The organism is Nesterenkonia populi, from assembly GCF_007994735.1.
GTDB classification, from domain to species: Bacteria; Actinomycetota; Actinomycetes; order Actinomycetales; family Micrococcaceae; genus Nesterenkonia; species Nesterenkonia populi.
Map to the genome: position 1 here is coordinate 2,289,624 of NZ_VOIL01000001.1, position 26,530 is coordinate 2,316,153.

Below are 26,530 nucleotides of genomic sequence, written 5' to 3' on the forward strand. Positions count from 1 at the left end.
GGCAAGACTCAGTCGTCGTCGTCGACGTCGGCGTCGGCGTCGGCGTCGGCGTCGGCGTCGGCGTCGGCGTCGGCGAGGATGCTCTCCCAGAGCTGCTCAGCCCAGGACTCCTCCTCGTCCTCCTGCTCCTCCTGCTCCACGGGCTCCTCCGCCGAGGCGTTCATCACGTGATACCGCTGGTCTCCCGGCTGCACCAGGTTCAGCCGCTCACGGGCCTGCTGGGTGATGAACTCGGGGTCGTCCCAGCGGGACAGCTCGGAGTACAGCTCCGCCTGGGCCTCCTCCTCTGCGCGGATCTGCGCCGCGAGCTCTTCGATCTCGTGCTGCTGCTGGATGTAGGTCCGCACCGTCGGCACCAGGAAGGAGATCACCACCAGCGCCACAATCGTGAGGACGATGGTCCGGCCGGAGAAGGTCCGCTCCGGAACCATCGCCGAGGCGCTCACCGGTGTCTTTCGGGAAGCGGCTGAGGAGGGCCGGTCAGGACGGTCCGCACGGCGAGCCCTTCGTGCGGCGATCTCCTTAGGGGTCCGGATCTCCCCCGAGACCTGGTCACGCTCGCTCAGCCGGCGCTGCTCGTCCCGCTCCGCTTTGGCCGCACGGCGGTCCGGCTTCCCCTGGGCGCGAGGGGAGGAGCCGGCGTCGCCAGAGGGTTTAGCGTGTCGGGCCATGGGGAAGGTCCTCGCGGTGCTGCTCGATGGGGAAGGCTGTGATCAGCGTAAAGGCGCCGCAGTATGAGCAGACCCTCTGACACGCCAAGCGTCAGAGGGTCTGCTCATCAGCGCAGAGCCAGCGGGCCCTCAGGCGTACAGTCCGGCGCCTACCCACTCGGCCGAGGGGCGTGCGGGACATGCGTGTGCCGTCGGGACCAGCTCAGAAACGAGGAAACGCGGAGCGGCCGGCGTAGTCAGCAGCATCGCCGAGCTCCTCCTCGATGCGCAGCAGCTGGTTGTACTTGGCCACACGCTCGGAGCGGGCCGGGGCGCCGGTCTTGATCTGGCCGGCGTTGGTCGCCACGGCGATGTCGGCGATGGTGACATCCTCGGTCTCGCCGGAGCGGTGGCTGATCATGGTGGTGTACCGGCTGCGCTGGGCGAGGCTGATCGCATCCAGCGTCTCGGTGAGGGAGCCGATCTGGTTCACCTTGACCAGCAGGCTGTTCGCGGTGCTGCTCTCGATGCCCTTGGCCAGGCGGGTCGGGTTGGTGACGAAGAGGTCGTCGCCCACCAGCTGGACCTTGGAGCCGATGGTGTCGGTGAGGGTCTTCCAGCCGGACCAGTCGTCCTCGTCCAGGGGGTCCTCGATGGAGACCAGCGGGTAGGCCTCGACGAGCTCCCTGTAGTACTCGCTCATCTGCTCGGGGGTCTTGGACTCGCCCTCGAAGGTGTAGGCCCCCTCGGAGTAGAACTCGGTGGCAGCGACGTCCAGGGCCAGCGCCACATCCTCGCCGGGCTTGTAGCCCGCGCGCACGATGGCCTCGGTGATGAGGTCGAGGGCGGCACGGTTGGAGGACAGGTCGGGGGCGAAGCCGCCCTCGTCGCCCAAGCCGGTGGAGAGCCCCTTCTCCTTGAGCAGGGACTTCAGGGAATGGTAGACCTCGGCGCCGGTGCGCAGCGCCTCAGTGAAGGTGGCCGCGCCGACCGGGGCGATCATGAACTCCTGGATGTCCACGTTGGAGTCGGCGTGGGATCCGCCGTTGAGGATGTTCATCATCGGCACCGGCAGCACGTGGGCGTTGGGTCCGCCGAGGTACTTGTAGAGGGGGAGGTCGGAGGCGTCAGCGGCAGCCTTCGCCACGGCCAGGGAGACGCCGAGGATTGCGTTGGCGCCCAGGGAGCCCTTGTTCTCGGTGTCGTCGAGCTCGAGGAGGACATGGTCGATGAGGCGCTGCTCGGTGGCGTCCAGGGCCTCCAATGCGGGGGCGATGACCTCGTTGACAGCCTTGACGGCCTTGGTCACGCCCTTGCCGAGGTAGCGGGACTTGTCGCCGTCACGCAGCTCCACAGCCTCGAAGGCGCCGGTGGACGCGCCGGAGGGGACGGCGGCCTGGCCGAAGCTGCCGTCGTCGAGCAGGACGTCCACCTCCACGGTCGGGTTGCCGCGGGAGTCGAGGATCTCGCGCCCGTAGACACTGGCGATGAGGGACATGGCTATTCTCCTTCTTCCGATTTTTCTTGAGCTTTGATGCGCTGCCAGGCGGCCTCGATCTCTTCGAGGCTGGCCTGCTGGGGGTCCAGGGTGCCGTCGGGCCGGTAGACGTGCGGGCTGCGGCGGACGAGCTTCGCGTACATGGCCTCCGCGACGTCGTCGAGGGTGAACTCTCCGCGCTCAGCGGCAAGCTGGGCGTGGAGGACCACCTGCAGCAGCACGTCTCCGAGCTCCCTGCGCAGCGGCTCGCCGGTGACCCCGGCCCGGATCTCCTCGGCGACCTCCTCAGCCTCCTCGGTGAGGTACTCGGCCAGGGCCCGGTGATCGAGCGCGGCGGTCCACGGGCAGTGCTCGCGCAGCTCGGAGACGGTGCGCTGCAGCGCGGCCATGTGCTCCATGCCTACTGCCAGGCCTCCAGGATGAACGCCGAGAGAGCCTCGCGCTCCTCGTAGCCGAGGAAGCTGGCCTCCAGGGCGTTGATCTGGAAGTCGGCGAGCTCGGCCAGCCCGTAGTCGAAGGCCTCCGCGACCGCTGCCAGCTCACCGGAGAGGGTGACGCCGGAGACGAGCCGGTTGTCGGTGTTCACGCCGACGTTGAAGCCCAGCTGGTAGAGCATGTCGAAGGGGTGCTCGACCATGCTGCTCTCCTCCCGGCCGGTGAGCGCGGTGACCGCACCGGTCTGCAGGTTGGAGGTGGGGCTGGTCTCGAGGTGGACCTGGCGGTCGCGGACCCAGCGGGCAGTGTCGCCGAGGGATACTTCAACAAGCTGCTCGTCGCCGTCCTCGGCGTCCTTCGAGCGGGAGTCCACGCCTTCGGTGAGGCTGATGTCCTCGGCGATGCGGATGCCGTGGCCGAGGCGGCGGGCCCGGCCTGAGACCAGGGCGTCGCTGATGGAGTCGACCCCCGCGGCCTCGCCGGCGTGCACGGTGGTGGGGAGCATGTTCTCCGCGAGGGTCGTGAAGGCGGCTTCGAAGCGCTTGGGCAGGAACCCGTCCTCCGGCCCGGCGATGTCGAAGCCGACGACGCCGCGCTCACGGTGGCGCAGGGCGAGCTGAGCGATCTCGTCGGCGTTGTCGTTCATGCGCATCGCGCAGAGCAGCTGCCCGATGACGATGATGCCGTCCTTGTCGGCGACCGACTCCACGCCGTCGTTCAGGCCTGCCTGGACAGCCTCCACGGCCTCGTCGAGGCTCAGGCCGCCCTGGACATGCTGCTCAGGGGCCCAGCGGACCTCCGCGTAGACGATGCCGTCGGCGGCGAGGTCCTCCACGTACTCACGGGCCACCCGGCGCAGGTTCTCGGCCGACTGCATCACGGCGGTGGTGTGCGCGAAGGCCTCCAGGTACTTCACCAGGTCGCCGGAGTCGGCGTTGGCGCGGAAGGTCTCGGCAAGCTCCTCCGGATCAGCGGTGGGCAGCTCGTGGCCGACCTGCCCGGCCAGCTCAATCAGGCTGGACGGCCGCAGGGAGCCGTCCAGGTGGTCATGCAGGGAGACCTTGGGGAGGTCGCGGATCTGGGTCTCGAGGCTCGTTGTCATCGCCATGCCCTCAGCCTACCGGTGTGCGGGTCCGTCCTCGTCGTCCTGGTGGCGGCGCAGCCGCACCGGAGGCGGGATATCGATGGCTGAGGTGTCCTGGTATCCCTCCGGGTCCAGATGCACGCCTCGGCTGTCCAGCCACCGGGTGACGACGGCGAAGATCCGCTCACAGACCAGGCCGACGACGATCGCGAAGACGATCCCGACTGCCATCGCCAGCAGCATGTGCCCGAAGATCGCCTCCCCCACCGCGCCCAGGGTGACCAGCCAGGAGGCCCAGACCAGGGAGGCGGCGGCGTCGATCAGCAGGAACCTCGGCAGCGAGTAGCGGGTGGAGCCGGCCACAAAGTTGATGCCGACCCGGGCCCCGGGGATGAAGCGGCCCACAAAGATGACCGGAACACCGCGCTTGTCCAGGCCGTGGCGGGCCCAGGCCAGGGTGCGCTGCATCGTCGGCCGCCGCATCCAGCGGAACCGCTCGGTGCCGATGGCCCGACCCAGCCGGTAGGCGATGAAGTCGCCGAGCACCGCCGCGGCCCCGGCGGTGAGGATCACCCAGGGCCACCAGGGGGTGCCGGGCTCGTCCTGCACCGAGCCGAGCGCAATGATCAGCGAGTCCGAGGGCAGAGGCGGGAAGAACCCGTTGACGGTGACGAACCCGAAGAGCCCGAGCAGCGTCCACCAGCCTGCGGCGGCGTCGACCACCCAGTCCTGGAGGACGTCGAGGAGCTCAAGGATTCCCACCGGTCAGCCCTGCCTCACAGGTCCTCGGCGGACACGCGTGCGGAGACCAGCGGCTTCGGCTGCCAGGCGGAGTCGGCGATCTCCGCCGCACCGGCCAGGGCTTCCTCCGCCCGGGGGACACGGGACTCCTCGTCGGTGGTGAGGGTCAGCAGCGGCTGGCCCGCGGTGACCCTCTCGCCGGGCTTGGCGTGCATGCGCACCCCGGCGGCCGCCTGGACGGGGTCCTCCTTGCGGGCGCGTCCGGCGCCGAGCCGCCAGGCTGCGACGCCGACCGCGTAGGCGTCCAAGCGGGAGAGCGTGCCGCTGGCGGGGGCGGTGATGGTGTGGGTGTGCTTGGGCTCCGGCAGCGGGGCCTCCGGGTCTCCGCCCTGTGCCCGGATCATCTGCCTCCAACAGTCCATCGCCTTGCCGTTGGCGAGGTGCTCGGCGGGGTCGGCCTCGACCCCTGCGCCGGCGAGCATCTCCTCAGCCAGGGCGAGGGTGAGCTCGACGACATCGGCGGGCCCGCCCCCGGCGAGGACCTCGAGGGACTCCTCCACCTCGACCGCGTTGCCGGCGGTGAGCCCCAGCGGAGCGTCCATCCCGGTGATCAGAGCAGTGGTGCTCACCCCGGCGTCAGTGCCCAGGGCGACCATGGTGCGGGCGAGCTCCTCGGCGTCGGCCCGGGTCTTCATGAACGCGCCGGCGCCTGCTTTGACGTCCAGGACGAGGGCGTCGGTGCCCTCCGCGATCTTCTTCGACATGATGGAGCTGGCGATCAGCGGGATGGCTTCCACGGTGCCGGTGACGTCCCGCAGCGCGTAGAGCTTCCTGTCCGCCGGCGCCAGTCCCGATCCGGCGGCGCAGATCACCGCGCCGATGCGGTCGAGCTGGTCCAGCATCTGCTCATTGCTGAGGTGAGCCTGCCAGCCGGGGATCGACTCCAGCTTGTCCAGGGTGCCGCCGGTGTGGCCGAGGCCGCGGCCGGAGAGCTGCGGGACCGGCACCCCGAAGCTTGCCACCAGGGGCGCCAGAGGCAGGGTGATCTTGTCGCCGACTCCCCCGGTGGAGTGCTTGTCGGAGGTGCGCCGGCGGGTGCCGTCGGCGCGGGTGAGGCTGCTGAAGTCCATGCGCTCCCCCGAGCTGATCATCGCCTGGGTCCACTGGGCGATCTCGGCTCGATCCATGCCGCGCAGCAGGATGGCCATGGCCATCGCGCTCATCTGCTCGTCGGCGACAGTGCCGTCGGTGTAGGCGCCGATGAGCCAGCTGATCTGATCCGGGGCGAGGGTGCCCCCGTCGCGCTTGGTGCGGATGAGGTCGACGACATCGTGAGCAGGTGCTGTCACTGGGGTGCCTCCAAGTCTGCGGGGCCGAACGCCTGGGGCAGGACCTGCTCCCAGTCGCGGACGCCCAAGGGTGTGAGGATGCGGAAGCCCGGGGCGGCGAACTCGTGGAGGAGCTGCCGGCACCGGCCGCAGGGCATGATGGTCTCGCCGGCGCCGTTCACACAGGCGAAGGCCACAATCCTACCGCCGCCGGTGAGCTGCAGCTGGCCCACCAGGGCGCATTCGGCGCAGAGCCCGACGCCGTAGCTGGCGTTCTCCACATTGCAGCCGGTGATGACCCGCCCGCCGTCGGTCAGGGCGGCGGCTCCCACGGGGTAGCCGGAGTAAGGGGCGTAGGCGGCGGCCATCGCCTGACGGGCGGCCTGCGTGAGCGCGTCGAAGTCCGGCTCAGCCATCGGCGGCCTCGGCTCTCGTCAGCTCGTCCGCGCAGACCTGGGCCACCCCGGCCATCACGCTGAGCCCCGCGCGGATGGCCCGCTCGTCCGGGGCGTAGTCACCGCGGTGGAGGTCGTAGAGCTCGCCCTCAGGGGTCATGGTGCCCAGGCGGAACATGGAGCCGGGAATCTCCTGGGTCATCCATCCGAAGTCCTCCCCGCCCATCGACTGCTCGGCCAGGGTCACACCATTGGGGCCCAGGACCTCCTTGGCGACCCAGTCCAGCAGGGCGGTCTCATCCTCAGCGTTCTGCACCGGGGGGACGCCCCGGACGTGGTCCAGGGAGACGTCCACCCCGTAGGCCGAGGCAGCCTGCTGCACCACGGGGGCGAGCACTCCCCCGGCCTCCTTCCATGCCTCGGCGTCGAGGATGCGCATAGTGCCGTGAAGAGTGCCGGCGGACGGGATGGCGTTGGCCGCGCTGCCGGCCTCGATGTGGCCCCACACCAGAGAGACACCGGAGCGGATATCGATGCGGCGGGCCAGCACTGCAGGCACCACGGTCGCGATGTGGCCCAGAGCTCCGATGACGTCCTCGGTGAGGTGCGGCCGGGAAGTGTGCCCGCCCCGCCCGGAGACCTCAATGCGCACGAGGTCCCCGGCAGAGGTGATCGGACCGATCCGGGTGCCGATGGCGCCGACGGTCAGCTTGGGGTCGCAGTGCAGGGCGAAGATCCGCGGCAGCGGCTCAAGCAGCCCCAGCCTCACCATCTCCTGGGCGCCGCCGGGGAACTTCTCCTCAGCAGGCTGGAACAGCACCCGGATGCGAGCGGCGAGCCTGCCGTCGTCGTGGAGCTGCTTGAGGGTCAGGGCGAGCCCGAGCATCACGGTGGTGTGGATGTCATGCCCGCAGGAGTGGGCGACGCCCTCCGCGGAGGAGGCGTAGGGCAGGCCGGTTGTCTCGGTGATCGGCAGCGCATCGATGTCACCGCGGAAGCCCGCGGCAAAGGGCGCTCCCTCTGGCCCGATGTCCGCATAGAGCCCGGTGGTCTCCGGCAGCAGCTGGGGGGCCAGGCCGGCAGCCTCCAGGGTCTTCCTGATCTGCTCGGTGGTCCGGATCTCCTTCCAGGACAGCTCCGGGTGGGCGTGCAGATCCCGCCGGAACGCGATCAGCCGCTCTTCGAGAGAAGCGATGATGGGCTCAGAGGACATCGTTGTCTCCCTTCTCCTTCAGGGCCTGCACTGCCTGCTTCACGTTCTGGGCGTGACTGGTGTTGGTGACCAGCAGGGCGTCGCCGGTGTCGACCACGACGATGTCCTCCACTCCGATGAGTGCGACCACACGGTTGGTGTCAGCGACGACGATTCCGGTGGAGTCCTCGGAGTAGACGCGGGCCTTCTCACCGATGACTGTCATCCCCTCCTGGTGGCTGGCGGGGTTGAGGCGGGCGATCGCGGCGAAGTCGCCGACGTCGTCCCAGGTGAAGTCCCCGGGGATGACGGCCACGTCCCCGGCCGCGGCGGCGGGCTCGGCCACGGCGTAGTCGATGGCGATCTTCGGAAGCGTGGGCCACACCCGCGCGAGGGTGAGATCCTGGGCCTCGGTGCTCCAGGCCGCCGCGATCTTGGTGAGCCCGGCGTGAAGCTCCGGCTCCGTCTGGGCCAGGTGCTCCAGCAGCAGACCGACGGGGGCGACGAACATGCCGGCGTTCCACAGGTAGCCGCCGGAGGCCACGTACTGGTCGGCCACCTCCTGCTCGGGCTTCTCCACGAACTCGGCGACGTGGTGGGCGTGCGGGGCGCCCTCGACCTCGTACCGCTGGCCCTGCCGGATGTACCCGAAGCCGGTGGACGGGTGGGTGGGCTTGATGCCGATGGTGACGATCTTTCCGGCCGCGGCGGTGGAGACCGCCTCCCGCACCGCGTCCTGGAAGTCCGGAACGGGCGCGATCACCTGGTCTGCGGCGAAGGATCCCATGATGATGCTCGGGTCGCGCTGGGCAAGGATGGCAGCCGCCAGTCCGATGGCGGCCGCGGAGTCCTTCGGCTCCGGCTCCAGGACAAGGTCTGGGCCGTTGAGCTCAGGAATCTGCCGGGTGACCGCGTCAGCGTGCTTCAGCCCGGTCACCACCATCACGCGGTCCGGGGCCAGAGGGGTCAGGCGCTCATAGGTGGAGCGGATCAGGGTGGTGCCGGAGCCGGTGAGGTCATGCAGGAACTTGGGCGCATCGGCGCGGGAGAGCGGCCACAGCCGTGTGCCCACCCCACCGGCGGGGATCACGGCGTGGAACCGGGCGAGAGGATCTGTCGAAGTCACGCGCACCAGACTATCGGGGGTTGAGGAAGACGCCAGACGCGAGGAGGGGTGAGGGCCGCTGCGGCCCTCACCCCTCCTCGGAAGGCGTCAGATCAACCGATCACAGGGAGCGGGTGATGACTGCTGTCTTGACTTCCTGAATGGCCTTGGTCACCTCGATGCCGCGGGGGCAGGCATCCGTGCAGTTGAAGGTGGTGCGGCAGCGCCACACGCCTTCCTTGTCATTGAGGACCTCGAGGCGCATGTCGCCGGCGTCGTCGCGGGAGTCGAAGATGAAACGGTGCGCGTTGACGATGGCGGCGGGCCCGAAGTACTGCCCGTCGGTCCAGAAGACCGGGCAGGAGCTGGTGCAGGCCGCGCACAGGATGCACTTGGTGGTGTCGTCGAAGCGCTCGCGTTCCTCGGGGGACTGCAGGCGCTCCGCGGTGGGTGCTGGAGAGTTGTTCACCAGGAAGGGCATGATCTCGCGGTAGGACTGGAAGAAGGGCTCCATGTCCACGATGAGGTCCTTCTCCACCGGCAGGCCCTTGATGGGCTCCACCATGATGGGCTTGGAGGTGTCCAGGTCCTTCAGGAGGGTCTTGCAGGCCAGGCGGTTGCGGCCGTTGATGCGCATCGCATCGGAGCCGCAGATGCCGTGGGCGCAGGACCGCCGGAAGGTGAGGGACCCGTCGATCTCCCATTTGACCTTGTGCAGGGCGTCCAGCACACGGTCGGTGCCGTACATGGTCAGCTCCCAGGAGTCCCAGCGGGCGTCCTCGGAGAATTCGGGGTCGTAGCGGCGGACCTGCAGGGTGACCGTGAAGGACTCGACGGCGCCGGAGCCGCCGCCGGACTCGCCGAGGTCTACCTTGCTTGCCGGCTCCTGCTCAACAGTGGGGGTGCTCATCAGTACTTACGCTCCATCGGCTCGTAGCGGGTGAAGACCACAGGCTTGGTGTCGAAGCGCATGCCCTGGATGCCTTCGGTCTCAGCCTCAGCATCCTTGTAGAGCATGGTGTGCTTCATGAAGTTCTCGTCGTCGCGGTCGGGGAAGTCCTCGCGGTAGTGGCCGCCGCGGGATTCCTGGCGGTGCAGGGCCGCGACAGTCATGACCTCGGCCATGTCCAGCAGGAAGCCCAGCTCCACGGCTTCGAGCAGGTCCAGGTTGAACCGGCGGCCCTTGTCCTGCACGGTGATCTGCTGGTAGCGCTCCTTGAGCGCTCCGATCTCGGAGAGGGCCTCCTTGATGGTCTCCTCGGAGCGGAACACCTGCATGTTGGCGTCCATCGTCTCCTGGAGCTCAGCGCGGATGGCGGCCACCCGTTCGGTGCCGGCGGAGTCCCGCAGCATGCTCAGCTGATCGTTGACGAACGTCTCGGAGGCCTCGGGGACCTCGACGAAGTCCGCGTCGACAGCGTACTCGGCGGCGTACATGCCGGCACGCTTGCCGAAGACGTTGATGTCCAGCAGCGAATTGGTGCCCAGGCGGTTGGAGCCGTGCACGGACACGCAGGCGACCTCACCGGCAGCGTAGAGGCCCGGGACCACGGTGTCGTTGTCCTGCAGCACCTCCGCCTTGATGTTGGTCGGGATGCCGCCCATCGCATAGTGACAGGTGGGGAACACCGGCACCGGCTCGGTGTAGGGCTCCACGCCCAGGTAGGTGCGGGCGAACTCAGTGATGTCCGGGAGCTTCGCGTCGATGTGCTCCGGCTCCAGGTGGGTGAGGTCCAGCAGGACGTAGTCCTTGTTGGGGCCGGCGCCGCGGCCCTCACGGACCTCGTTCGCCATGGAGCGGGCCACGATGTCACGCGGAGCGAGGTCCTTGATGGTGGGCGCGTAGCGCTCCATGAACCGTTCGCCCTCGCTGTTGCGGAGGATCCCTCCCTCACCTCGGGCAGCTTCGGAGAGCAGGATGCCGAGGCCGGCGAGGCCTGTCGGGTGGAACTGGACGAACTCCATGTCCTCCAGCGGAATGCCGGCGCGGTAGGCGATGGCCATGCCGTCGCCGGTGAGGGTGTGGGCGTTGGAGGTGGTCTTGAAGATCTTGCCCAGGCCGCCGGAGGCGAAGACCACGGACTTGGCCTGGAAGATGTGAACCTCGCCGGAGGCCAGGTCGTAGGAGACCACACCGGCCACGCGCTTCTGCTTGTAGGAGGTGCCGTCCTCCCGGGTGGCGTCCTCCTCCACGGTGATGAGGTCCAGCACGTAGTACTCGTTGAAGAACTCGACATTGTGCTTGACGCAGTTCTGGTAGAGGGTCTGCAGGATCATGTGGCCGGTGCGGTCCGCGGCGTAGCAGGCGCGGCGCACGGCGGCCTTGCCGTGGTCACGGGTGTGGCCGCCGAACCGGCGCTGGTCGATCTTTCCCTCAGGGGTGCGGTTGAAGGGAAGGCCCATCTTCTCCAGGTCGAGGACCGCGTCGATGGCCTCCTTGGCCATGACCTCAGCGGCGTCCTGGTCGACCAGGTAGTCGCCGCCCTTGACGGTGTCGAAGGTGTGCCACTCCCAGTTGTCCTCCTCCACGTTCGCCAGCGCGGCGCACATGCCGCCCTGGGCGGCACCGGTGTGGGAACGGGTGGGGTACAGCTTGGTCAGCACAGCGGTGCGGGCCCGCTGACCGGATTCGATGGCTGCGCGCATGCCGGCGCCGCCGGCGCCGACGATGACGACGTCGTACTTATGAACCTGCATGGTGAGGCTGGCTCTCTTTTCGTGGTGCGTAGGTGAAAGGGGTGCTGGCGGCGTCGATCAGATGACGTTCTGGCAGAAGCTGGGTGCATACTCCAGCAGTTCGCCGGACTCGTCCACCATGCAGGGCTCGAAGGTGAAGATCACCATGGTGCCCAGGATGATGATGACGGCTGCCGCCACGTAGAGGATGGACTTCAGCCACATGCGGGTGGAGTCCTTCTCCGCGTAGTCGTTGACGATGGTGCGCATGCCGTTGGTGCCGTGGAGCATGGCCAGCCACAGCATGGTCAGGTCCCAGAACTGCCAGACGGGGTTGGCCCATTTGCCGGCCACGAAGGCGAAGTCGATCTGGTGGATGCCCTCGCCGACCATCAGATTGGTGTAGAGGTGCACGAAGATCAGCACCACCAGCGCAAGGCCGGAGACGCGCATGAAGACCCATGCCACCATCTCGAAGTTGCCGCGCGAGGAGCCCTTGCGCAGATATTTGGGGTCCACCCGGCCGGAGCGGGGGGCCTCGATGCCCTGGGACGGAAGAGTAGCTTCAGAGTTTGCTGCTGCGGTCATTGGTGCTCTCACTCCCCACCGAAGAAGATCATCAGGTGACGGGCGGAGAAGGCCGCCATGGTCACGAACCAGAGGACGAGCACTGCGTACAGCATCTGCTTGTGGTAGCGCGTGCCCTGCTTCCAGAAGTCGACGAGGATCACGCGCAGACCGTTGAAGGCGTGGAAGACGATCGCGCCGACCAGCCCGATCTCGCCGAAGATCATGATCGGGTGCTTGTAAGCACCGATCACTGCGTTGTAGGCCTCAGGCGAGACTCGCACCAGGGAGGTGTCGAGCACGTGGACCAGCAGGAAGAAGAAGATGCCGACGCCGGTGATGCGGTGCCCGACCCAGGACCACATCCCCTCACGCCCCTTATAGAGGGTGCCCCGCTTCGCCAGGGTCCCTCCCTTGGTTTCGGCTGTCTGTGTCACCGGTGGTGAACCTCCATGGATGACGCTGCGACGTCGCTGTCGCGGTGCTTGGGTGCGATAGTTATCCCCGTCATCCTAGCTGTAATTCATGTCATAGGACGAATAGTTAACTTCTACAGGATGTAGAAAAACCGCCGCGCTGGCGGGGATCTAGGGCTTCCGCGCTGCGGAGCCCCACTGCCGCTCGGCGTGTTCCGCCGCGGCGACCGCGCCCCAGCTGGCAGCGAGCAGGTAGACCAGGCTGAACAGGTAGAAGTAGAAGAACAGCCCGAGCACCGAGCCGAAGCCGTCCAGCAGAGGATTCTCGCCGCCGCCCATGGACAGAAACTCTGTGGCGCCCAGCCTCAGCAGCGAGGCGCCCACACCGGCGATCAGCATCGACTGCCACAGCGCCCCCACCGGAATCACCAGCCGGGAGGCCACCCGCATCAGCAGGAAGGCCACCACCATGTCCAGGCCGAAGACGATCACCAGCGAGACGATCCGCGAGAGCCAGTAGGCCGCTCCCCCCGCCTCCCAGCCGACGAGGTCGAAGATCTCATCGATGAAGCCGTGGCTGATCACACCCAGCACCGCAGAGGAGAGCACCACTGCCACGAGGACGATCATGATCCCGAGATCCCGGATCTTCACCAGGATGACGTTCTCCGCCATCAGAGGGCGATCCCAAATGCTGCGGATTCCGGCGCGCAGCCCGTGCATCCAGGACAGGGAGGTGACCACAGCCGCGGCCAAGGAGATGGTCACCGCCAGGTTGAGCCCCGTGGTGTCGAAGAGCTCCGCCGGGGTGAAGAGCCCGCCGGCGCCGGTGTCGATGACTCCGGGGACGGCGTTGCCGACGCCCCGGAGGATGAGCTCCTGGTACTCCTCATTCCTTCCGATGATCAGCCCCACGATGCCGAACCCGGCGAAGAGCACCGCAGCGATCGAGAAGAACATCATGTACGCAGCACCGGCAGCCATCACGGTGCCGTAGTGGAAGAAGAACAGGTTCAGCGTCCGGACGAGCCGTGTCCGCGCCAGGCGGGAGCTCTTCCACAGCGCGTAGGCGGCGGCTCGGGGCAGCGGCCCCGACTCCCGGCGCGTCCTGATGTAGGCGCTGCGGGCGCGAAGCTCGTCCTTCTTCAGCGCCTCCAGGTCGATCGGGTCGGTCTTGGGGACGGCCTCCTCCCTCTCATCGAGCTTGGAGACCCTCTTCCGGGCTGCCTGCAGCAGCGTGGAGGCAGGCGGGTGCTGGTGCTGCTCGGACTCGCCGGAGGCCATGGGCTCAGGCAGCGGCGGGCAGGAACCCGAGCTTCTGGTAGACGTCGGCGAGCACCGGCTCGGCCGCGGCACGCGCCTTCTGCGCCCCTCGGGCGAGGAGGGCGTCCAGCTCAGCGGGGTCATCCAGCAGCTCCAGAGCCCGATCACGCACTGGGCCGAGCCGCTCCACGACGATCTCGGCGAGGTCCACCTTCAGATGGCCGTACATCTTCCCGGCGAACTCATCCTCGAGCTGCTCGAAGGACTTGCCGGAGAGCGCGGAGTGGATGCTCAGCAGGTTGGACACCCCGGGCTTGGCCTCACGGTCGAAGCGGATCTCAGCGCCATCATCGGTGACCGCGGACCTGATCTTCTTGGCCATCCTCTTGTCTGTGTCCATCAGGTTCAGCAGTCCGTTGGGCGACTCCGCGGACTTGGACATCTTGGCGGTGGGGCTCTGCAGGTCGTAGATCCGCGCCCCCGCCTGCGGCACGGTCAGCTCGGGCACCCTGAAGGTCTCCCCGTACCGGTGGTTGAACCGCTGGGCGAGGTTGCGGGTGAGCTCCACGTGCTGCTTCTGGTCCTCACCCACCGGCACCGAGTGCGGCTGGTAGAGGAGGATGTCGGCAGCCTGGAGCATCGGGTAGGTGAAGAGGCCGACGCCGGCATGCTCGCTCCCAGACTTGGCGGACTTGTCCTTGAACTGGGTCATCCGGCCGGCCTCGCCCATGCCGGTCTGGCAGATCATCACCCAGGCCAGCTGGGCGTGCTGCGGCACGTGGGACTGCACGAACAGGGTGGACCGCTCCGGATCGATCCCGGCGGCGATGTACTGCGCGGCGGTCCGGCGCACCCGTTCGGTCAGCTCGGCAGGGTTCTGAGCCACAGTGACGGCGTGCATGTCAGGGATGAAGAAGAAGGCGTCGCAGGACTCCTGGAGGTCGATCCAGCTGACCAGCGCCCCCAGGTAGTTGCCCAGATGGAGGGAGTCGGCCGAAGGCTGCATCCCGGAGAGTACGCGCTCAGTCACAGCAGTTCCTTATAGTCGACGATCAGGGGGGCGTGGTCGGACCAGCGCAGCGAGTAGTCCGCGGCACGGTCCACCCTGGCACTGATGGCCTTCTGCGCCAGGGCCGGAGTCGCCATCTGGTAGTCGATGCGCCAGCCGGTGTCATTGTCGAAGGCCTTCCCGCGGTAGGACCACCAGGTGTAGGGCCCCTCAACCTCACCGGCAAGCCTGCGGGCGACGTCCACGTACCCGGCGTCGCCGAAGAACCGGTCGAAGTAGGCGCGCTCCTCCGGAAGGAAGCCGGAGTTCTTTCGGTTGCCCTTCCAGTTCTTGATGTCGAGCTCGGTGTGACCCACGTTGAGGTCCCCGAGAACGAGGATGTGATCGGTGCGCTCAGCAAGCTTCGGCAGGTACTCAAGCATGTGCTGCAGGAACCGCATCTTGTGGTCCTGCCGCTCAGTGCCCACCTCGCCGGAGTGCACGTAGACGCTCACCACCGTCAGGATGCTGCCGCCGGCGAGCTCATAGTCGGCCTCGATCCAGCGGCCGTCGTCCTCCGGGCGTCCCTCGCCGATCCCCGCCCGGGTGGCAACCGGTGCTCGGCGGGAGATGATCGCCACCCCGGCACGCCCCTTCTGGGCAGCCTCGTGCTCGTGGACATGCCATGCGGAGGCCGGGTCCTGCTCACCGGCCTGCTCCGCCATCCTGCGGATCAGTCCGGTGAGAGTCTCCCCGTCGGCGCGGACCTCCTGGAGGGCGAGGATGTCGATCTCGCGCAGGGCGAGCCACTCCCCCATCCCCTTGCGCTCAGCGGCACGGATTCCGTTGACGTTCACGCTGCCGATCCGCAGGTGCCCGTCCGCCTTGGAGTCGGTGATCACATGGGGGCCATCAGCCAGTGCGGCGGCTTGGCTCATCGGACCACGTCTCCCTCGATAGTGCCTTGGTCGTCATGGCCGCCGCCGTCCTGCTCGCCCTCGGCGGCGTCGCTGCTCCGACGCCGGCCCGTGACATCGGCGAGCATGTCGCGGCCGTTGTGGGCGGTGAACTGAATAGTCTCCAGGGCACGGTCCACGATCTCCATGTCGGGGCCCTCCCCGCGGGAGATCTTGCCGATCTCGGCGGCGACCACACGGCGCTGGACCTGGACGATCTTGAAGGAGTGGTCCAGCTTCAGGTTCCGCGAGTGGGCGTCCTCGTCCACTACTGCGGTTCCCCCGGAAGCCTCAGTGTTCCGGGCTGCCGCATCCGCGCGGGCTGAATCCACAGCATCGCCGAACTTGCGGGCGCCCCTGCGGAAGGTGATCACCACGACGATGGCCAGAAGCAGCCAGGCCGCGGAGATCGCCACCAGGATCCAGCCGATGATGTCGTTCTCATTGGCCGCGAAGATCAGGGCCACCAGCAGCACGGTGACCATCACCGCGAAGATGATGCCGGTGCCGCGGCGGCCAGCATTGGCCACTGCAGCCTCAGCAGGGTTGGAAGAAGGCAGGGATTGGCTCATGATCCTCGATTCTGTCAGAGCCGCGGGAGTAGCATGAAACCCATGACTGAGCTTCCTGAGGGCATCGCACCGGACACCGCGAAGGATCGCACCACCTGGATGCGCCGCTACACCCTGGACCCGGCCCTGGCCGACCAGTTCGTCGAGTTCCTGCGGACCAAGGTCATCCCCGCCCGGGAGGGGCGCGGCTTCACCGTGGAATCCATGTGGCTGGACGACGACAAGTCCCAGCTGACCTGGTTCGTCTCGCGGCCCGGCAGCGCGGAGGACTTCGCGGACGCTGAGAGGGAGTGGGAAGAGTCCGAGGAGCGCGCCGAGATCTTTGCCGAGGCCCCCAAGTACGTCACCGGCAAGGACCTTCGCCAGGTCATCCGCCTGCGCTAGCCGTGATGCTCGGGGAGGCTCTCCCGCCGCCTGCGGCGCTATCTCTTTGAGGCGCGGCGGGCGGCGAACACTGCGGCCACGAGGGCTGTGCTCATCAGTGCGGTGAGGACGAGGGCGGCGATCAGAAGCCCGCTCCTCTCGTCCTGGCCGTCGGCGACCGCGTAGTAGACGCCTGTCACCCCTGCCATGCCGATGGCTGTGACGATGCGCTGGGCAGTCTGGGTCACCCCGCCTGAGGCGCCGGCAACATGTTCGGGGACCTCCTGCATGGACAGTGTCTGAGCAGAGGGAATGATGAGCGCCTGTGCGACGCCGTTGATGGTCATTCCCGCAACGATCCACCAGACAGAGGCCAGCGGAGTGCCCATCAGCAGGGCGGCACCCATCAGTGCAGCGGCCGAGCCGACCGCTGCCGCGGTGCCGACCACCATCATGCGGGGGCCGAGCCGCTCCACCCGTCGGCCCACCTGGGCGGAGAGCAGCATCACCAGCATCGCGGCCGGCAGGGTGACGAGACCGGCGACGAGCGCGCTGTGGCCCATCCCCTGCTGCACGTAGACGGCGACGACGGCGCCCATCGCCGGCATCCCGGCGAAGTAGAGGATCAGCACGGACGAGTTCCAGGTGAAGCTGGGGATGGCGAACAGCCGCAGATCCACCATGGGAGCACCGGGGCTCCGCCGTCCCAGGCTGCGCTCCCAGAGCACCCAGAGCCCCAGCAGCACCAGCCCGGCCACGGCGAGCGCGGCCCCGACCAGGTTCTGGAACTGGATGACGGGCAGCAGGATGAGCAGGATCGCCGTGGTGAGCAGGACTGCCCCCAGGGGGTCCAGGCGTGCCAGACCGCGCGGCTGCCCGGGCTCCGGCGGGGTGATGTCGTCCTTGGGGACGGGCAGCCACAGGTAGGCGAGCACGAGGGCGACCGCGACCACGGGCACGTTGACCGCCATCACCAGCCGCCAGGCGAAGCGGTCCTCCCCGAGCTCAAGAAGCACTCCGGCGATGAGTGGGCCGAGTGCCAGGCCCAGTCCGATGACGGTGCTCATCATCCCGTATGCTCGCCCCCGGGCGGAGCCTGTGAAGAGCCGCTGAATCATCCCGATGACCTGAGGGACCAGCAGGGAGGATCCGAAGCCCATGGCGAACCGCATCAGGTTCAGGACGGTGGGGGTGGGTGCCAGCGCCGCGCCGAGAGAGGCCAGGCCGAACAGCCCAGCACCGATGAGGAACATCCGGCGCCGGCCCCACAGGTCCCCGGCCCGGCCGGCGGGAACCATCCCGACGCCGAAGGCGAGAGCGTACCCGGAGAGCACCCACTGCAGGTCGGAGGAACTGGCGCCCAGGCCCGCCTCGATCGCGGGCAGGGCGACCATGACCGAGGAGATGCTCAGCAGGGAGGCGAACATCGGCAGCATCAGCGCCGCCAGCACCCGCCTGTCCGGCGCCGCTGCTGGTTGAGTCACCTGCTCACACTAGCGCAGGGGCCCTGTGCGCACAGCGGAGCCCCGGGCGGCCGCTGGAGGGTCCGGCGACCCGGGGCTCCGAGCTGCGGGCGCACTGCTCAGGCGGTCCTGAGGTAGTGCGCGGTCTCCTTCTTGAAGGCCAGGATCAGCCAGTACACGGTGAGCACAAGGTGCACGACGTACAGAAGCGTTCCTGCGAGGAGGAGCACATCCATGTCGAAGTAGGGGATCATCATCAGGCCGAACAGTCCCATCACCAAGGTGGCCAGGATCCCGAGGATCGCGAGGACGATGCCTAGAATGCGCGCCCAGTTCCCCTTGGCCCGCAGCCCGAAGTAGACCAGCAGGTAGAGCCCGGCCATGATCGCCGCGCTGATGGCAGCTCCGATCACTCCGCCGGCGCCCTGGGCCGCCTCTTCAGCGTCTTCTGCCGGCAGCCCGAAGTCGTCATACATCTCCATCATGCCGTCCACGTAGGCATCGCTGAGAGTCCATGCGGTGATCAGGCCATAGCTGACCACGCTCAGGCCCAGCAGCACCAGCACCAGGCTCTTCAGCCTGCGGACGCCGGCCGGCTCAGTCAGCGGGCCGGTGCCGTAGGCGGCGTTGGGATCGTAGGCGGCGGTTCCGTATTTGCTCATGATCGCTCCTTCTCGTTCCTAGGATGTTGATCTACTCGTACCGAAGGGCTTCGATGGGGTCCTTTCGGGCGGCCCGCATGGCGGGCAGCGTCCCGGCGAGGAACGCGATCGCTACGATCAGGGCGAAGATCCCCCCCAGCGCCGCCGGGTTCAGCCCGAAGAGGCTGAGCTCGGCGAAGTCGCCCAGGGGCGCGTCCTCACCCCCGGTGAGCGCGGCGTCGAGCGCGAACCCGACCACCAGCCCGGAGAGGATGCCGATCACCGATCCCATCAGCCCGATCACCACTGCCTCCAAGGAGAAGAGCCCGAATACCCGGCCCGAGGACATGCCCAGAGCCTTCATCAGCCCGATCTCACGGGTGCGCTCCTGCACGCTCATCAGCAGGGTGTTGACGATGCCGAAGCTCGCTGCCAGCAGGGCGATGAGGGCAAAGGCTGAGAGCACCCAGGTGACCGCGTCGATGACGGTCTCGAACATAGCGATCTGGTCCTCCACCGTCAGGCCCATGAGGCCCTCATCCTGCAGCGCGTCCTTGATGTCCTCCTCATAGGCCTCCAAGTCGGAGAGCTGCACTGCGACCATCATGTAGCCCTCAGGCTGTGTGCCCTCGTACCCCTCGGAGTTGATCTCAGCGAGCTGCTCGGTCAGCTCCACCGAGGGAATGGGTGTGAACCCGACCCCGGCAAGGGATCCGTGGGTGACGCCGACGATCTCTGCCTCCACCGAGGACTGCTCGCCGACGGCGCTGCTGGCGCCGATCATCACCGTCTCGCCGAGGACCTCCTCAGCGGTCTCGGCGTCGAAGATCGTCAGCCAGTCCTCCGGCAGGGTGATCTCCATCTCCTCCGAATCCGGAGTCTCTCCGGCGGCGAGCTCAGCCAGCGGGGCGTTGAGGGCGTCGTCGAGCTGCAGCTGGTACTGCTCGCCGTCCTCAGTCTCGAGATAGTCGGTGTCGGCAGCGATGGAGGCATCCACGCCGGTGACCCCCTCGAGGCCCTCGATGAAGTCCACATCGTCCTCAGTGAGCATCCCGCTGCCGTATCCGGCGTCGGTGACGGCATCGGGGTCGTACTCCGCGGGGCCGTCCTGCTCCTCGGCGTCCACCTCCATGGCTGGGATGACGTAGATGGAATCATCCTCGCCGAAGCCGGAGACGATCCGGTCCAGGGTGTGGTTGATGCCCGCCCCCAGCCCGGAGGTGAGAGTGAGGGTGAAGGCGCCGATGACGATCGCGATGACCGTCAGCGCGGTGCGCATCTTGGAGCGCAGGGTGTTGCCGAACGCGGATCTGATCAGGTCGAAGCTCTTCATGCGGTGGCCCCCTCCGGGCTCGAGCCGGTCTCCTCGCGGACGATCTCGCCGTCCTGCATCATCAGCCGGCGCTGACACTTGGCGGCCAGGTCCTCATCATGGGTGACCACCACCAGAGTGATGCCGTAGTCGCGGTGCAGGCCGAAGAGGATCTCCTCGACCACCTCGCCCGTGCTGGAGTCCAGGTTTCCGGTGGGCTCGTCGGCGAACAGCACGCTGGGGCTGTTGATCAGGGCCCTGGCGATGCAGACCCTCTGCTTCTGCCCGCCGGAGAGCGCCGTCGCCTTGTTCTTCGCCTTGGCGCCCATGTCCAGCTGCTCCAGTGCCCGCATGCCCCGCTCGTTGCGCTCGGCCTTGCCCACCCCGGCGATCTTCAGCGGCAGGGTGACGTTCTCCAGCACCGTCTGATTGGGGTTGAGGAAGAACTGCTGGAACACGAACCCGAAGGTCTTGTTCCGCAGTGCGGAGACCTCCTTGGCCTTCAGCCCGCTGACCGGCGTGCCGTCAAGGGCGACGACGCCGGCGGTGGGCTGGTCCAGCAGGGCCAGCAGGTGCATGAGGGTGGACTTGCCGGAGCCGGACTTGCCGACGATCGCGACCGACTCGCCCTGGCTGATGCCGAAGGTCAGGCCCTTCAGCGCATCGAAGCGGGTCTCGCCGCGGCCGTAGACCTTCACCAGGTTCTCGGTCTCCAGCACCGGTTCAGCCCGGCTGTCCGGGGGCATTTCTGCAGTGGTGTGCGTCATGTCCATCAGTCTTCCGGATGAGGCGGCGATGCGCGTCACCCCTGAGGATGAAGAACAGCGGATCACGCCAACGTCCCTGGCAGGCCCTGACCCAGCAGGCGATGAGCAGGCGTCCCGCTGGTGCAGCACGAACCGGATTCGGCGACCGGTGCCCCCTCGGTGGTGCCGCGACCGCCGCATCGTCCTCACCGGCGAGGATCTCGTCGAGGGATACCCCTTCGTGCCCTCCGCCCCGGTGGCCGACCAAGATCACCACAACCCTGAACTGGCCGAGCAGGTCTGACTCGGCCCGCCTGCTGCAGCCCCGGGCGAGCTCCTCGGCCAAGCTTCTCGCGCGCCTCGCCCCGAGCTGAGGCCCTGTGCACGGCCAGCACCAGCTGACCCGGGGCAGAGTGTTTGAGGAAGCTGACCTGCATACCGGTATCAGGCAGGAGCATCTGTCGTGCCATCCGGCCTGATCCCGCCGCTCACCTGACCGGCCGCCAGGCACCTGCCGCTCGCCGCCGAAGCTCCGGGACTAGGCTTGTGCCCGTGCCTGAGACCGTATCCCCCACGCCTGCTATCACCGCCGACCAGCTGGTGAAGCGCTACGGCGACTTCACCGCCGTAGACGGCATCACCTTCCAGGTCGCCGGCGGCGAGGCCTTCGGGCTGCTGGGCCCCAACGGGGCCGGCAAATCCACCACCATGCGGATGATCGCAGCCGTCGCCTCCCGCACCTCCGGAGCCATGGAGGTCGCAGGACTGGACCCGCAGCAGGAGGGCCCCCGGGTCCGGGCGCGGCTCGGAGTGATCCCCCAGCAGGACAACCTGGACGAGGAGCTCACCGTCCGGGAGAACATCATCATGTACGGCAGATTCTTCGGCCTGCCGCGGAAGCACCTGGCCTCCAAGGCCGACGAGCTGCTCGAGTTCGCCCAGCTGACCCATAAGGCCGAATCCCGGGTGGAGGACCTCTCCGGCGGAATGAAACGGCGCCTCACCATCGCCCGGGCCCTCGTCAACGATCCCGACATCCTCCTGCTCGACGAGCCCACCACCGGCCTGGATCCCCAAGCACGGCACGTGCTCTGGGACCGGCTGTTCCGGCTCAAGGAGACCGGCACCACCCTGGTGCTGACCACCCACCACATGGAAGAGGCCGAGCAGCTCTGCGAGCGGCTCATCGTCGTCGACCACGGCAGGATCATGGCTGAAGGCTCCCCGAAGGAACTCATCCGCGAGCACTCCACCCGCGAGGTGCTCGAGCTTCGCTTCGGCATGGACCGCAACCGGGAGATCGCCGCCGAGCTGGAGCCGGTCCTGGTGGCCGCCGACATCGGCCACCGCCACATCGAAGTCCTGCCTGACCGCCTCCTCGTCTACGCCGCCGACGCCGAATCCGCCCTGGAGCGCATCCACAGCACCGGGCACAGGCCGGTGACCTCCCTGGTCCGGCGCTCCTCCCTGGAGGACGTGTTCCTGCGCCTGACAGGACGGACTCTGATCGATTGAGCGCCCCGCTGACTGAGACAGGCCGCAGCACGACGCCGAAGGCTGCGGGCAAGGACAGGCTCGCCCGGGCAGCGGCGACCCGCGGGGTGCTGCACATGGCCGAGCGGACGCTGCGGTCCATGCGCGCCTACGCCGGCGTGATCCTCTTCGCCTCCATCGCCAACCCGATCATCTACATCGCCGCGATGGGGCTGGGCCTCGGCGTGCTGATCGGAGAGGGCACCAGCTTCGCCGAATACGGCGCCGAGTCCTACCTGATGTACATCGCCCCCGCGATCCTCGCCTCCACCCTGGTGATGTCCGGGGCCATCGAAATGACCTTCCCGGTGATGGAGGGGTTCAAATGGCGGCGGACCTACTACGCCGCCCAGGCCACACCGCTGACGCCCCGGCAGATCGCCGCCGGGCACATCCTCGCAGTCTGCGTGCGATTCCTCATTCATTCCTCCGTCTTCCTGACGGTGATGCTGCTCTTCGGGGTGATCTCCTCCCCATGGGCGTTCCTGCAGATCATCACCGCTTCCATGGGCGGGCTGGCCCTGGGCCTGCCGATCATGGCCTATGTGGCCGCGCTGCGCGACGACCGCGGACGGATCGCGCTCATTCAGCGGTTCGTCGTGATGCCGCTGTTCCTGTTCTCCGGGACCTTCTACCCGCTGACCAACCTGCCCCTGGGCCTGCAGGTCCTCGGCTGGCTCTCCCCCATCTGGCACGCCAACGAGCTGGGCCGGGTCCTGTCCTTCGGCCAGCCCACCCCGGCCTGGCTGATCGGTGTGCACGTGGGGTACCTGCTGCTGGTGATCGTGGCGGGATGGCTAATCGTCCAACGGATCTACACAGCCCGTCTGGGCTACGCCGAATGGCGCGGCCGGGTCCCCGGTGCCCGCGCGGAGGCCAAGCGGAAAGCCAAGCTGTCCGCGCAGGAGCGGCGGCAGGACATCTCCGACGGGGCGATGCCCAGCGTGGTCGTCCGCACCGGTTTCGCCTCCAACCTCTATTCGGGAAACATCCGGGCGGTCTTCGAGCGAGGCCTGTCCGCAATCCGCAGCGGACGGAAGCTGATCTTCTTCGCCGGATTCCTGGAGCCGGTGCTGTTCCTGACATCCTTCGGCCTCGGCGTCTCCCCTATGCTCGACGACGGGTTCGAGGTCAGCGGGGAGACCGTCGCCTACGCCGCGTTCATCGCCCCGGCCCTGCTGGCCGTCTCAGCGATGAACGGCGCCGTGTTCGACTCCACGGTGAACGTGTTCTTCAAGCTGCGGCTCACCAAGCTTTACCGGACCATGATGGCCACCTCCCTCGGCCCGCTGGACCTGGCGCTGGGAGAGATCCTGCTGGCTCTGCTCCGCGGCGGCATCTACGCCGCAGGGTTCCTGGCGGTGCTGCTGAGCGCCGGATTGGTCGACCCTGCCGCCGCTGTGCTGATGCTGGCCGCCGCGCTGCTGATCGCCCTCGGGTTCGCCTCCGCAGGAATGGCCATCACCACCTTCATGACCCGGTTCCAGCAGCTCGACTGGCTGATGGTCCTGATGCTGCCGATGTTCCTATTCTCCGCGACCCTCTTCCCCATCGAGGTCTATCCGGAGGTCGCGCAGCGCATCATTCAGGTGCTGCCGCTGTGGCACGGGGTGGAGCTGATGCGCCACATCGCGTTCTGGGACTTCAGCCTGATGAGCCTGGTGCACATCGGCTACTACCTGGTGATGGTCGCCGTAGGGATGACCGTGACGACCTACCGGATGCGCCGGCTCTTTCTGCGCTAGCCGTTCTCACCGGCGTCGTCGTCCTCGTCCTCGTCGTCGCCGGTGTCCTCTGACTCGGTGCCGATGGTCAGGGCGTCCTGGGCCAGCTGGAAGAATTCGCCGCGGTGCTCCCCCAGGGCCTCGTCATGCTGGGCGAGCAGCACTACGGTACGGGTGGTGCCGTCCTCGGCGACGGCGTGCCAGCTGCCGGTGAGCACGCCGGGCAGGCCCCCGCCCTTGAACGCGAGGGTGTCCCACCACGGCTCCTCCACTGCGCCGGCCAGGCCGGGGTTGGTGCCGAGGACGGCGCTCAGCTCGGGGTGGTCGTCCTCGTACTCTGCGAGCGCCTCGTGGACGGCGACGATGTCGTAGGCGCTGGCGTGCCAGTCGATGGCGAAGTCGACATCGTCGGCGCCGGTATCGTCGGAGGAGATGTCGAGCTCCTCATCCTCAAGCTCTGTGAGGCGCTCCCGCTGCTCCTCCTCGTCCAGGTCCTCCCAGTCCTCACTGAGCTCGGGGTGCCCCCAGCGCAGCTGGAACAGCTCCCGGGTGGTGAGGAAGGGCTGGAGCAGCTCAGGCTCAGAGTGCCCGGACTCGACGACGGCGTCCTCCACGGCCTCGCGGCCGAGCAGCTCGATGAGCATGTCGGTGCCGGTGTTGTCGGAGACCTCGATGGTGCGCTGGGCCACGTCGCTGACAGTGGTGGTGTACCCCTCGGGCTGATCCTGCAGGGTGCCGGAGGGCAGGCTGCGCAGGTCCTCGGTGAGCTCAAGCTCGTCCAGCCACTCATGGTCGCCCTCCTCGATGGACTCCGCCAGAGCGAGGATCACATACAGCTTGGCGGTGGACGCCAGAGGCGCCGGCTCGTGAGGCTGGCCGATCTCCAGCAGCGGCTCGCCGTCCTCCAGCACGACGGCATGCATCTCGCCGGGGAGACCTTCGAGCCGCTCGGCGATCTCCTCGAACCCATCGGCCGGCTCCGCCGGCTCGAAGGGCTCGGCGAAGAAGATGGTCTCGATGGTTTCGCCGTCCTCGGCGAGCCCGATCTGCAGATCCAGCTCGGCGGCCTCGGACTCCAGACGGGTGACTGAGCTGGTCTCGTCGCCCTCGTAGTCGGTGGCGTCCCAGGGGGCGGCCGGGCGGAGGTTCTGGTTGAGAATCTCGGCGAACTCCTCCGCGTCGACCTCGGCGACGAAGTCTTCGCTGAGCCGGTCCTCCCATTGCTCGGCGCTGGTGTTCTGCTCAGCGTTGAGGATCTCGAAGATCTCCTCGGCAAGCTCGCCGGCCGGGTCGTCGGGAAAGCTGATGCTGGACTCGGACGCTTCTGGGTCCTGAGCGCCCTCGTCGGCCTCCTGGGCCTGGTAGCCGTCGCCGCCGTCGAGCGGGGTGGGGGCTCCGCCGTCGGACCCGTTCCCGCCGTTGTCCAGGCAGGCGGTCAGGCCCAGCAGGCCGGCGAGGGCAAGCCCAAGAGCACGGGTGAGCGGACGGGTTCCAGGGCACTGCGAAGAGGGAACGGTTTCAAACACGGATGAGATTGTGCCAGACAGCTCCGTCCTCAGCCCGCCCTATGTCCTACTTCCAGCCGAGGGGCTTGGCAACGTGCTCCACGATGCTCTCCAGAATATGGGCGTTGTACTCGACGCCGAGCTGGTTGGGCACGGTGACCAGAAGCGTGTCAGCCTCGGCGACGGCAGTGTCCTTGGCGAGCTCTTCGACGAGCTCGTCCGGCTCAGCGGTGTAGGAGCGCCCGAAGACCGCGCGGGTCTTCTCATCGATCATGCCGAACTTGTCCTCGGAGTCCCGCTGGCCAAGGAAGTAGGCGCGGTCCTGGTCGCTGACCACCGGAATGATGGAGCGGCTGACAGAGACCCGCGGCTCAAAACCGTGGTCGTGCTTCTTCCACTCCTCGCGGAACGCCTGGATCTGCTTGGCCTGCTGGACGTGCAGCGGCTCCCCGGACTCGTCGTCCTTCAGGGTGGAGCTCATCAGGTTCATGCCCATCTTCGCAGCCCACTCCGCAGTCGAGTCTGAGCCGGCACCCCACCAGATCCGCTCGCGCAGACCTTCGGAGTAGGGCTCGATGCGCAGCAGCCCGGGCGGATTGGGGAACATGGGCCGGGGGTTCGGCTCGGCGAAGCCACGGCCCTCAAGCACCTGAAGGGCCACTTCAGTGTGCTTGCGAGCCATGTCTGCGGCGCTCTCGCCCTCACCGGGCTGGTAGCCGAAGTATGAGAACCCGTCGACGACCTGCTCCGGCGAGCCCCGGGAGATGCCCAGCTGCAGCCGTCCCTCGGAGATGAGGTCGGCCGCACCAGCATCCTCGGCGAAGTACATCGGGTTCTCGTACCGCATGTCGATGACCCCGGTGCCGATCTCGATGCTGCTGGTCCGGGCGCCGATCGCGGACAGCAGCGGAAACGGGCTGGCAAGCTGCCGCGCGAAGTGGTGCACCCGGAAGTACGCACCGTCGATCCCCAGCTCCTCAGCGGCCACGGCCAGGTCGATGCTCTGCAGCAGCGCATCCTGCCCGGTGCGGGTCTGAGAGTGCGGAGAGGGAGTCCAGTGGCCGAAGCTGAGGAAGCCGATCTTTTTCGCCATGCCCGGGCAAACCCTCTTAGCTCAGCGGCTATTCCTCAGGCACAGTCCCGGCCACGATGGCCGCTCCGCTCCGCGTCCGCGCAGCGCGCGGCCATCCGTGGGCCAGAACTGCTGGTCGTCTGAACCGGACGCGCACAGCTCTTCACACCGAAGACAGCGAGAGGCCAATCTGAGCAGCATAGGAGGGCATGGCTGCGCTGAATACTGCCCAGATTGGCCGCTCACTGGCTAAAGGGGCACAACTGGGGCCAGAAGTTATCCACAGCGTGGGGAAACTCGCCCCA

27 protein-coding genes are annotated in these 26,530 nt (G+C 67.7%); 4 read left to right on the forward strand and 23 right to left on the reverse strand.

Annotated features, from left to right (window positions below):
* Window positions 1-8: 8 nt before the first annotated feature.
* From FWJ47_RS10695 to FWJ47_RS10775, 17 genes are all read right to left on the reverse strand, one after another.
* Window positions 9-671: an FtsB family cell division protein gene (locus FWJ47_RS10695; RefSeq protein ID WP_147107983.1), complete on the reverse strand. Its 663-nt coding sequence runs from the start codon at window positions 669-671 to the stop codon at window positions 9-11.
* 202 nt (window positions 672-873) lie between these two features.
* The gene (gene eno / locus FWJ47_RS10700) at window positions 874-2,148 is read right to left on the reverse strand and encodes a phosphopyruvate hydratase (RefSeq protein ID WP_147107986.1); all 1,275 of its coding nucleotides are present in this window, start codon (window positions 2,146-2,148) and stop codon (window positions 874-876) included.
* A 2-nt stretch (window positions 2,149-2,150) separates the two neighbouring features.
* Window positions 2,151-2,537: a MazG nucleotide pyrophosphohydrolase domain-containing protein gene (locus FWJ47_RS10705; protein ID WP_246126275.1), complete on the reverse strand. Its 387-nt coding sequence runs from the start codon at window positions 2,535-2,537 to the stop codon at window positions 2,151-2,153.
* An 11-nt stretch (window positions 2,538-2,548) separates the two neighbouring features.
* Window positions 2,549-3,691 (reverse strand): adenosine deaminase, encoded by a 1,143-nt coding sequence (locus tag FWJ47_RS10710; protein ID WP_147107992.1) that lies wholly within the window; start codon window positions 3,689-3,691, stop codon window positions 2,549-2,551.
* Window positions 3,692-3,700: 9 nt separating this feature from the next.
* Window positions 3,701-4,429, reverse strand: coding sequence for a DedA family protein (locus FWJ47_RS10715; protein ID WP_147107995.1), 729 nt, complete (start codon window positions 4,427-4,429; stop codon window positions 3,701-3,703).
* A 14-nt stretch (window positions 4,430-4,443) separates the two neighbouring features.
* Entirely contained in the window at window positions 4,444-5,757 is a 1,314-nt protein-coding gene (locus FWJ47_RS10720; protein ID WP_147107998.1) for a thymidine phosphorylase, read from the reverse strand.
* Window positions 5,754-6,152: a cytidine deaminase gene (locus FWJ47_RS10725; protein WP_147108000.1), complete on the reverse strand. Its 399-nt coding sequence runs from the start codon at window positions 6,150-6,152 to the stop codon at window positions 5,754-5,756. Before FWJ47_RS10725 ends, FWJ47_RS10720 begins: the two co-directional genes overlap by 4 nt.
* A complete protein-coding gene (locus FWJ47_RS10730) occupies window positions 6,145-7,344 on the reverse strand; it encodes an amidohydrolase (protein ID WP_147108003.1) in 1,200 nt (399 codons plus the stop codon). Before FWJ47_RS10730 ends, FWJ47_RS10725 begins: the two co-directional genes overlap by 8 nt.
* Window positions 7,334-8,449: a mannose-1-phosphate guanylyltransferase gene (locus tag FWJ47_RS10735; RefSeq protein WP_147108006.1), complete on the reverse strand. Its 1,116-nt coding sequence runs from the start codon at window positions 8,447-8,449 to the stop codon at window positions 7,334-7,336. Before FWJ47_RS10735 ends, FWJ47_RS10730 begins: the two co-directional genes overlap by 11 nt.
* Before the next feature lie 100 nt (window positions 8,450-8,549).
* Window positions 8,550-9,338: a succinate dehydrogenase iron-sulfur subunit gene (locus tag FWJ47_RS10740; protein ID WP_147108011.1), complete on the reverse strand. Its 789-nt coding sequence runs from the start codon at window positions 9,336-9,338 to the stop codon at window positions 8,550-8,552.
* Window positions 9,338-11,125: a succinate dehydrogenase flavoprotein subunit gene (gene sdhA / locus FWJ47_RS10745; protein WP_147108014.1), complete on the reverse strand. Its 1,788-nt coding sequence runs from the start codon at window positions 11,123-11,125 to the stop codon at window positions 9,338-9,340. Before sdhA ends, FWJ47_RS10740 begins: the two co-directional genes overlap by 1 nt.
* Window positions 11,126-11,182: 57 nt before the next feature.
* Window positions 11,183-11,692 (reverse strand): succinate dehydrogenase hydrophobic membrane anchor subunit, encoded by a 510-nt coding sequence (locus tag FWJ47_RS10750; RefSeq protein WP_147108017.1) that lies wholly within the window; start codon window positions 11,690-11,692, stop codon window positions 11,183-11,185.
* Window positions 11,693-11,700: 8 nt separating this feature from the next.
* A complete protein-coding gene (gene sdhC / locus FWJ47_RS10755; RefSeq protein ID WP_281289264.1) occupies window positions 11,701-12,075 on the reverse strand; it encodes a succinate dehydrogenase, cytochrome b556 subunit in 375 nt (124 codons plus the stop codon).
* 183 nt (window positions 12,076-12,258) lie between these two features.
* Window positions 12,259-13,371, reverse strand: coding sequence for a YihY/virulence factor BrkB family protein (locus tag FWJ47_RS10760; protein ID WP_147108020.1), 1,113 nt, complete (start codon window positions 13,369-13,371; stop codon window positions 12,259-12,261).
* A gap of 4 nt (window positions 13,372-13,375) precedes the next feature.
* Window positions 13,376-14,380, reverse strand: a complete 1,005-nt coding sequence (gene trpS, locus FWJ47_RS10765; protein ID WP_281289253.1) for a tryptophan--tRNA ligase — start codon at window positions 14,378-14,380, stop codon at window positions 13,376-13,378.
* Window positions 14,377-15,276 (reverse strand): exodeoxyribonuclease III, encoded by a 900-nt coding sequence (locus tag FWJ47_RS10770; RefSeq protein WP_147108024.1) that lies wholly within the window; start codon window positions 15,274-15,276, stop codon window positions 14,377-14,379. Before FWJ47_RS10770 ends, trpS begins: the two co-directional genes overlap by 4 nt.
* The gene (locus FWJ47_RS10775; RefSeq protein WP_147108027.1) at window positions 15,273-15,866 is read right to left on the reverse strand and encodes a hypothetical protein; all 594 of its coding nucleotides are present in this window, start codon (window positions 15,864-15,866) and stop codon (window positions 15,273-15,275) included. Before FWJ47_RS10775 ends, FWJ47_RS10770 begins: the two co-directional genes overlap by 4 nt.
* A 42-nt stretch (window positions 15,867-15,908) precedes the next feature.
* On the opposite strand from FWJ47_RS10775, the gene FWJ47_RS10780 reads away from it, so the two are divergent.
* Complete coding sequence (locus FWJ47_RS10780; protein ID WP_147108030.1) at window positions 15,909-16,250, forward strand: hypothetical protein; 342 nt, start codon at window positions 15,909-15,911, stop codon at window positions 16,248-16,250.
* Between the two features lie 38 nt (window positions 16,251-16,288).
* Here the strand turns inward: FWJ47_RS10780 and FWJ47_RS10785 are convergent, their stop codons facing one another.
* The 4 genes from FWJ47_RS10785 to FWJ47_RS10800 form a co-directional block, all read right to left on the reverse strand.
* Complete coding sequence (locus FWJ47_RS10785) at window positions 16,289-17,713, reverse strand: MFS transporter (protein ID WP_147108032.1); 1,425 nt, start codon at window positions 17,711-17,713, stop codon at window positions 16,289-16,291.
* Window positions 17,714-17,811: 98 nt separating this feature from the next.
* The gene (locus FWJ47_RS10790) at window positions 17,812-18,354 is read right to left on the reverse strand and encodes a hypothetical protein (RefSeq protein WP_147108035.1); all 543 of its coding nucleotides are present in this window, start codon (window positions 18,352-18,354) and stop codon (window positions 17,812-17,814) included.
* Between the two features lie 31 nt (window positions 18,355-18,385).
* Window positions 18,386-19,666, reverse strand: a complete 1,281-nt coding sequence (locus tag FWJ47_RS10795; RefSeq protein WP_147108048.1) for an ABC transporter permease — start codon at window positions 19,664-19,666, stop codon at window positions 18,386-18,388.
* Window positions 19,663-20,412: an ABC transporter ATP-binding protein gene (locus FWJ47_RS10800; RefSeq protein ID WP_211359001.1), complete on the reverse strand. Its 750-nt coding sequence runs from the start codon at window positions 20,410-20,412 to the stop codon at window positions 19,663-19,665. Before FWJ47_RS10800 ends, FWJ47_RS10795 begins: the two co-directional genes overlap by 4 nt.
* Between FWJ47_RS10800 and FWJ47_RS10805 the strand changes: the two genes are divergently transcribed.
* The 3 genes from FWJ47_RS10805 (at window position 20,411) to FWJ47_RS10815 (ending at window position 23,669) form a co-directional block, all read left to right on the forward strand.
* Complete coding sequence (locus FWJ47_RS10805) at window positions 20,411-20,695, forward strand: hypothetical protein (RefSeq protein WP_147108055.1); 285 nt, start codon at window positions 20,411-20,413, stop codon at window positions 20,693-20,695. The two genes, FWJ47_RS10800 and FWJ47_RS10805, sit on opposite strands and share 2 nt — an antisense overlap.
* A 248-nt stretch (window positions 20,696-20,943) precedes the next feature.
* Window positions 20,944-21,906 (forward strand): ABC transporter ATP-binding protein, encoded by a 963-nt coding sequence (locus tag FWJ47_RS10810; protein WP_147108058.1) that lies wholly within the window; start codon window positions 20,944-20,946, stop codon window positions 21,904-21,906.
* Window positions 21,903-23,669 (forward strand): ABC transporter permease, encoded by a 1,767-nt coding sequence (locus FWJ47_RS10815; protein ID WP_147108061.1) that lies wholly within the window; start codon window positions 21,903-21,905, stop codon window positions 23,667-23,669. The genes FWJ47_RS10810 and FWJ47_RS10815 overlap by 4 nt, the downstream gene beginning before the upstream one ends.
* On the opposite strand, the gene FWJ47_RS10820 is transcribed toward FWJ47_RS10815, so the two are convergent.
* Window positions 23,666-25,174 (reverse strand): serine hydrolase, encoded by a 1,509-nt coding sequence (locus tag FWJ47_RS10820; RefSeq protein ID WP_147108064.1) that lies wholly within the window; start codon window positions 25,172-25,174, stop codon window positions 23,666-23,668. The two genes, FWJ47_RS10815 and FWJ47_RS10820, sit on opposite strands and share 4 nt — an antisense overlap.
* A gap of 46 nt (window positions 25,175-25,220) precedes the next feature.
* Entirely contained in the window at window positions 25,221-26,246 is a 1,026-nt protein-coding gene (locus FWJ47_RS10825; RefSeq protein ID WP_147108067.1) for an LLM class flavin-dependent oxidoreductase, read from the reverse strand.
* Window positions 26,247-26,530: the final 284 nt, after the last annotated feature.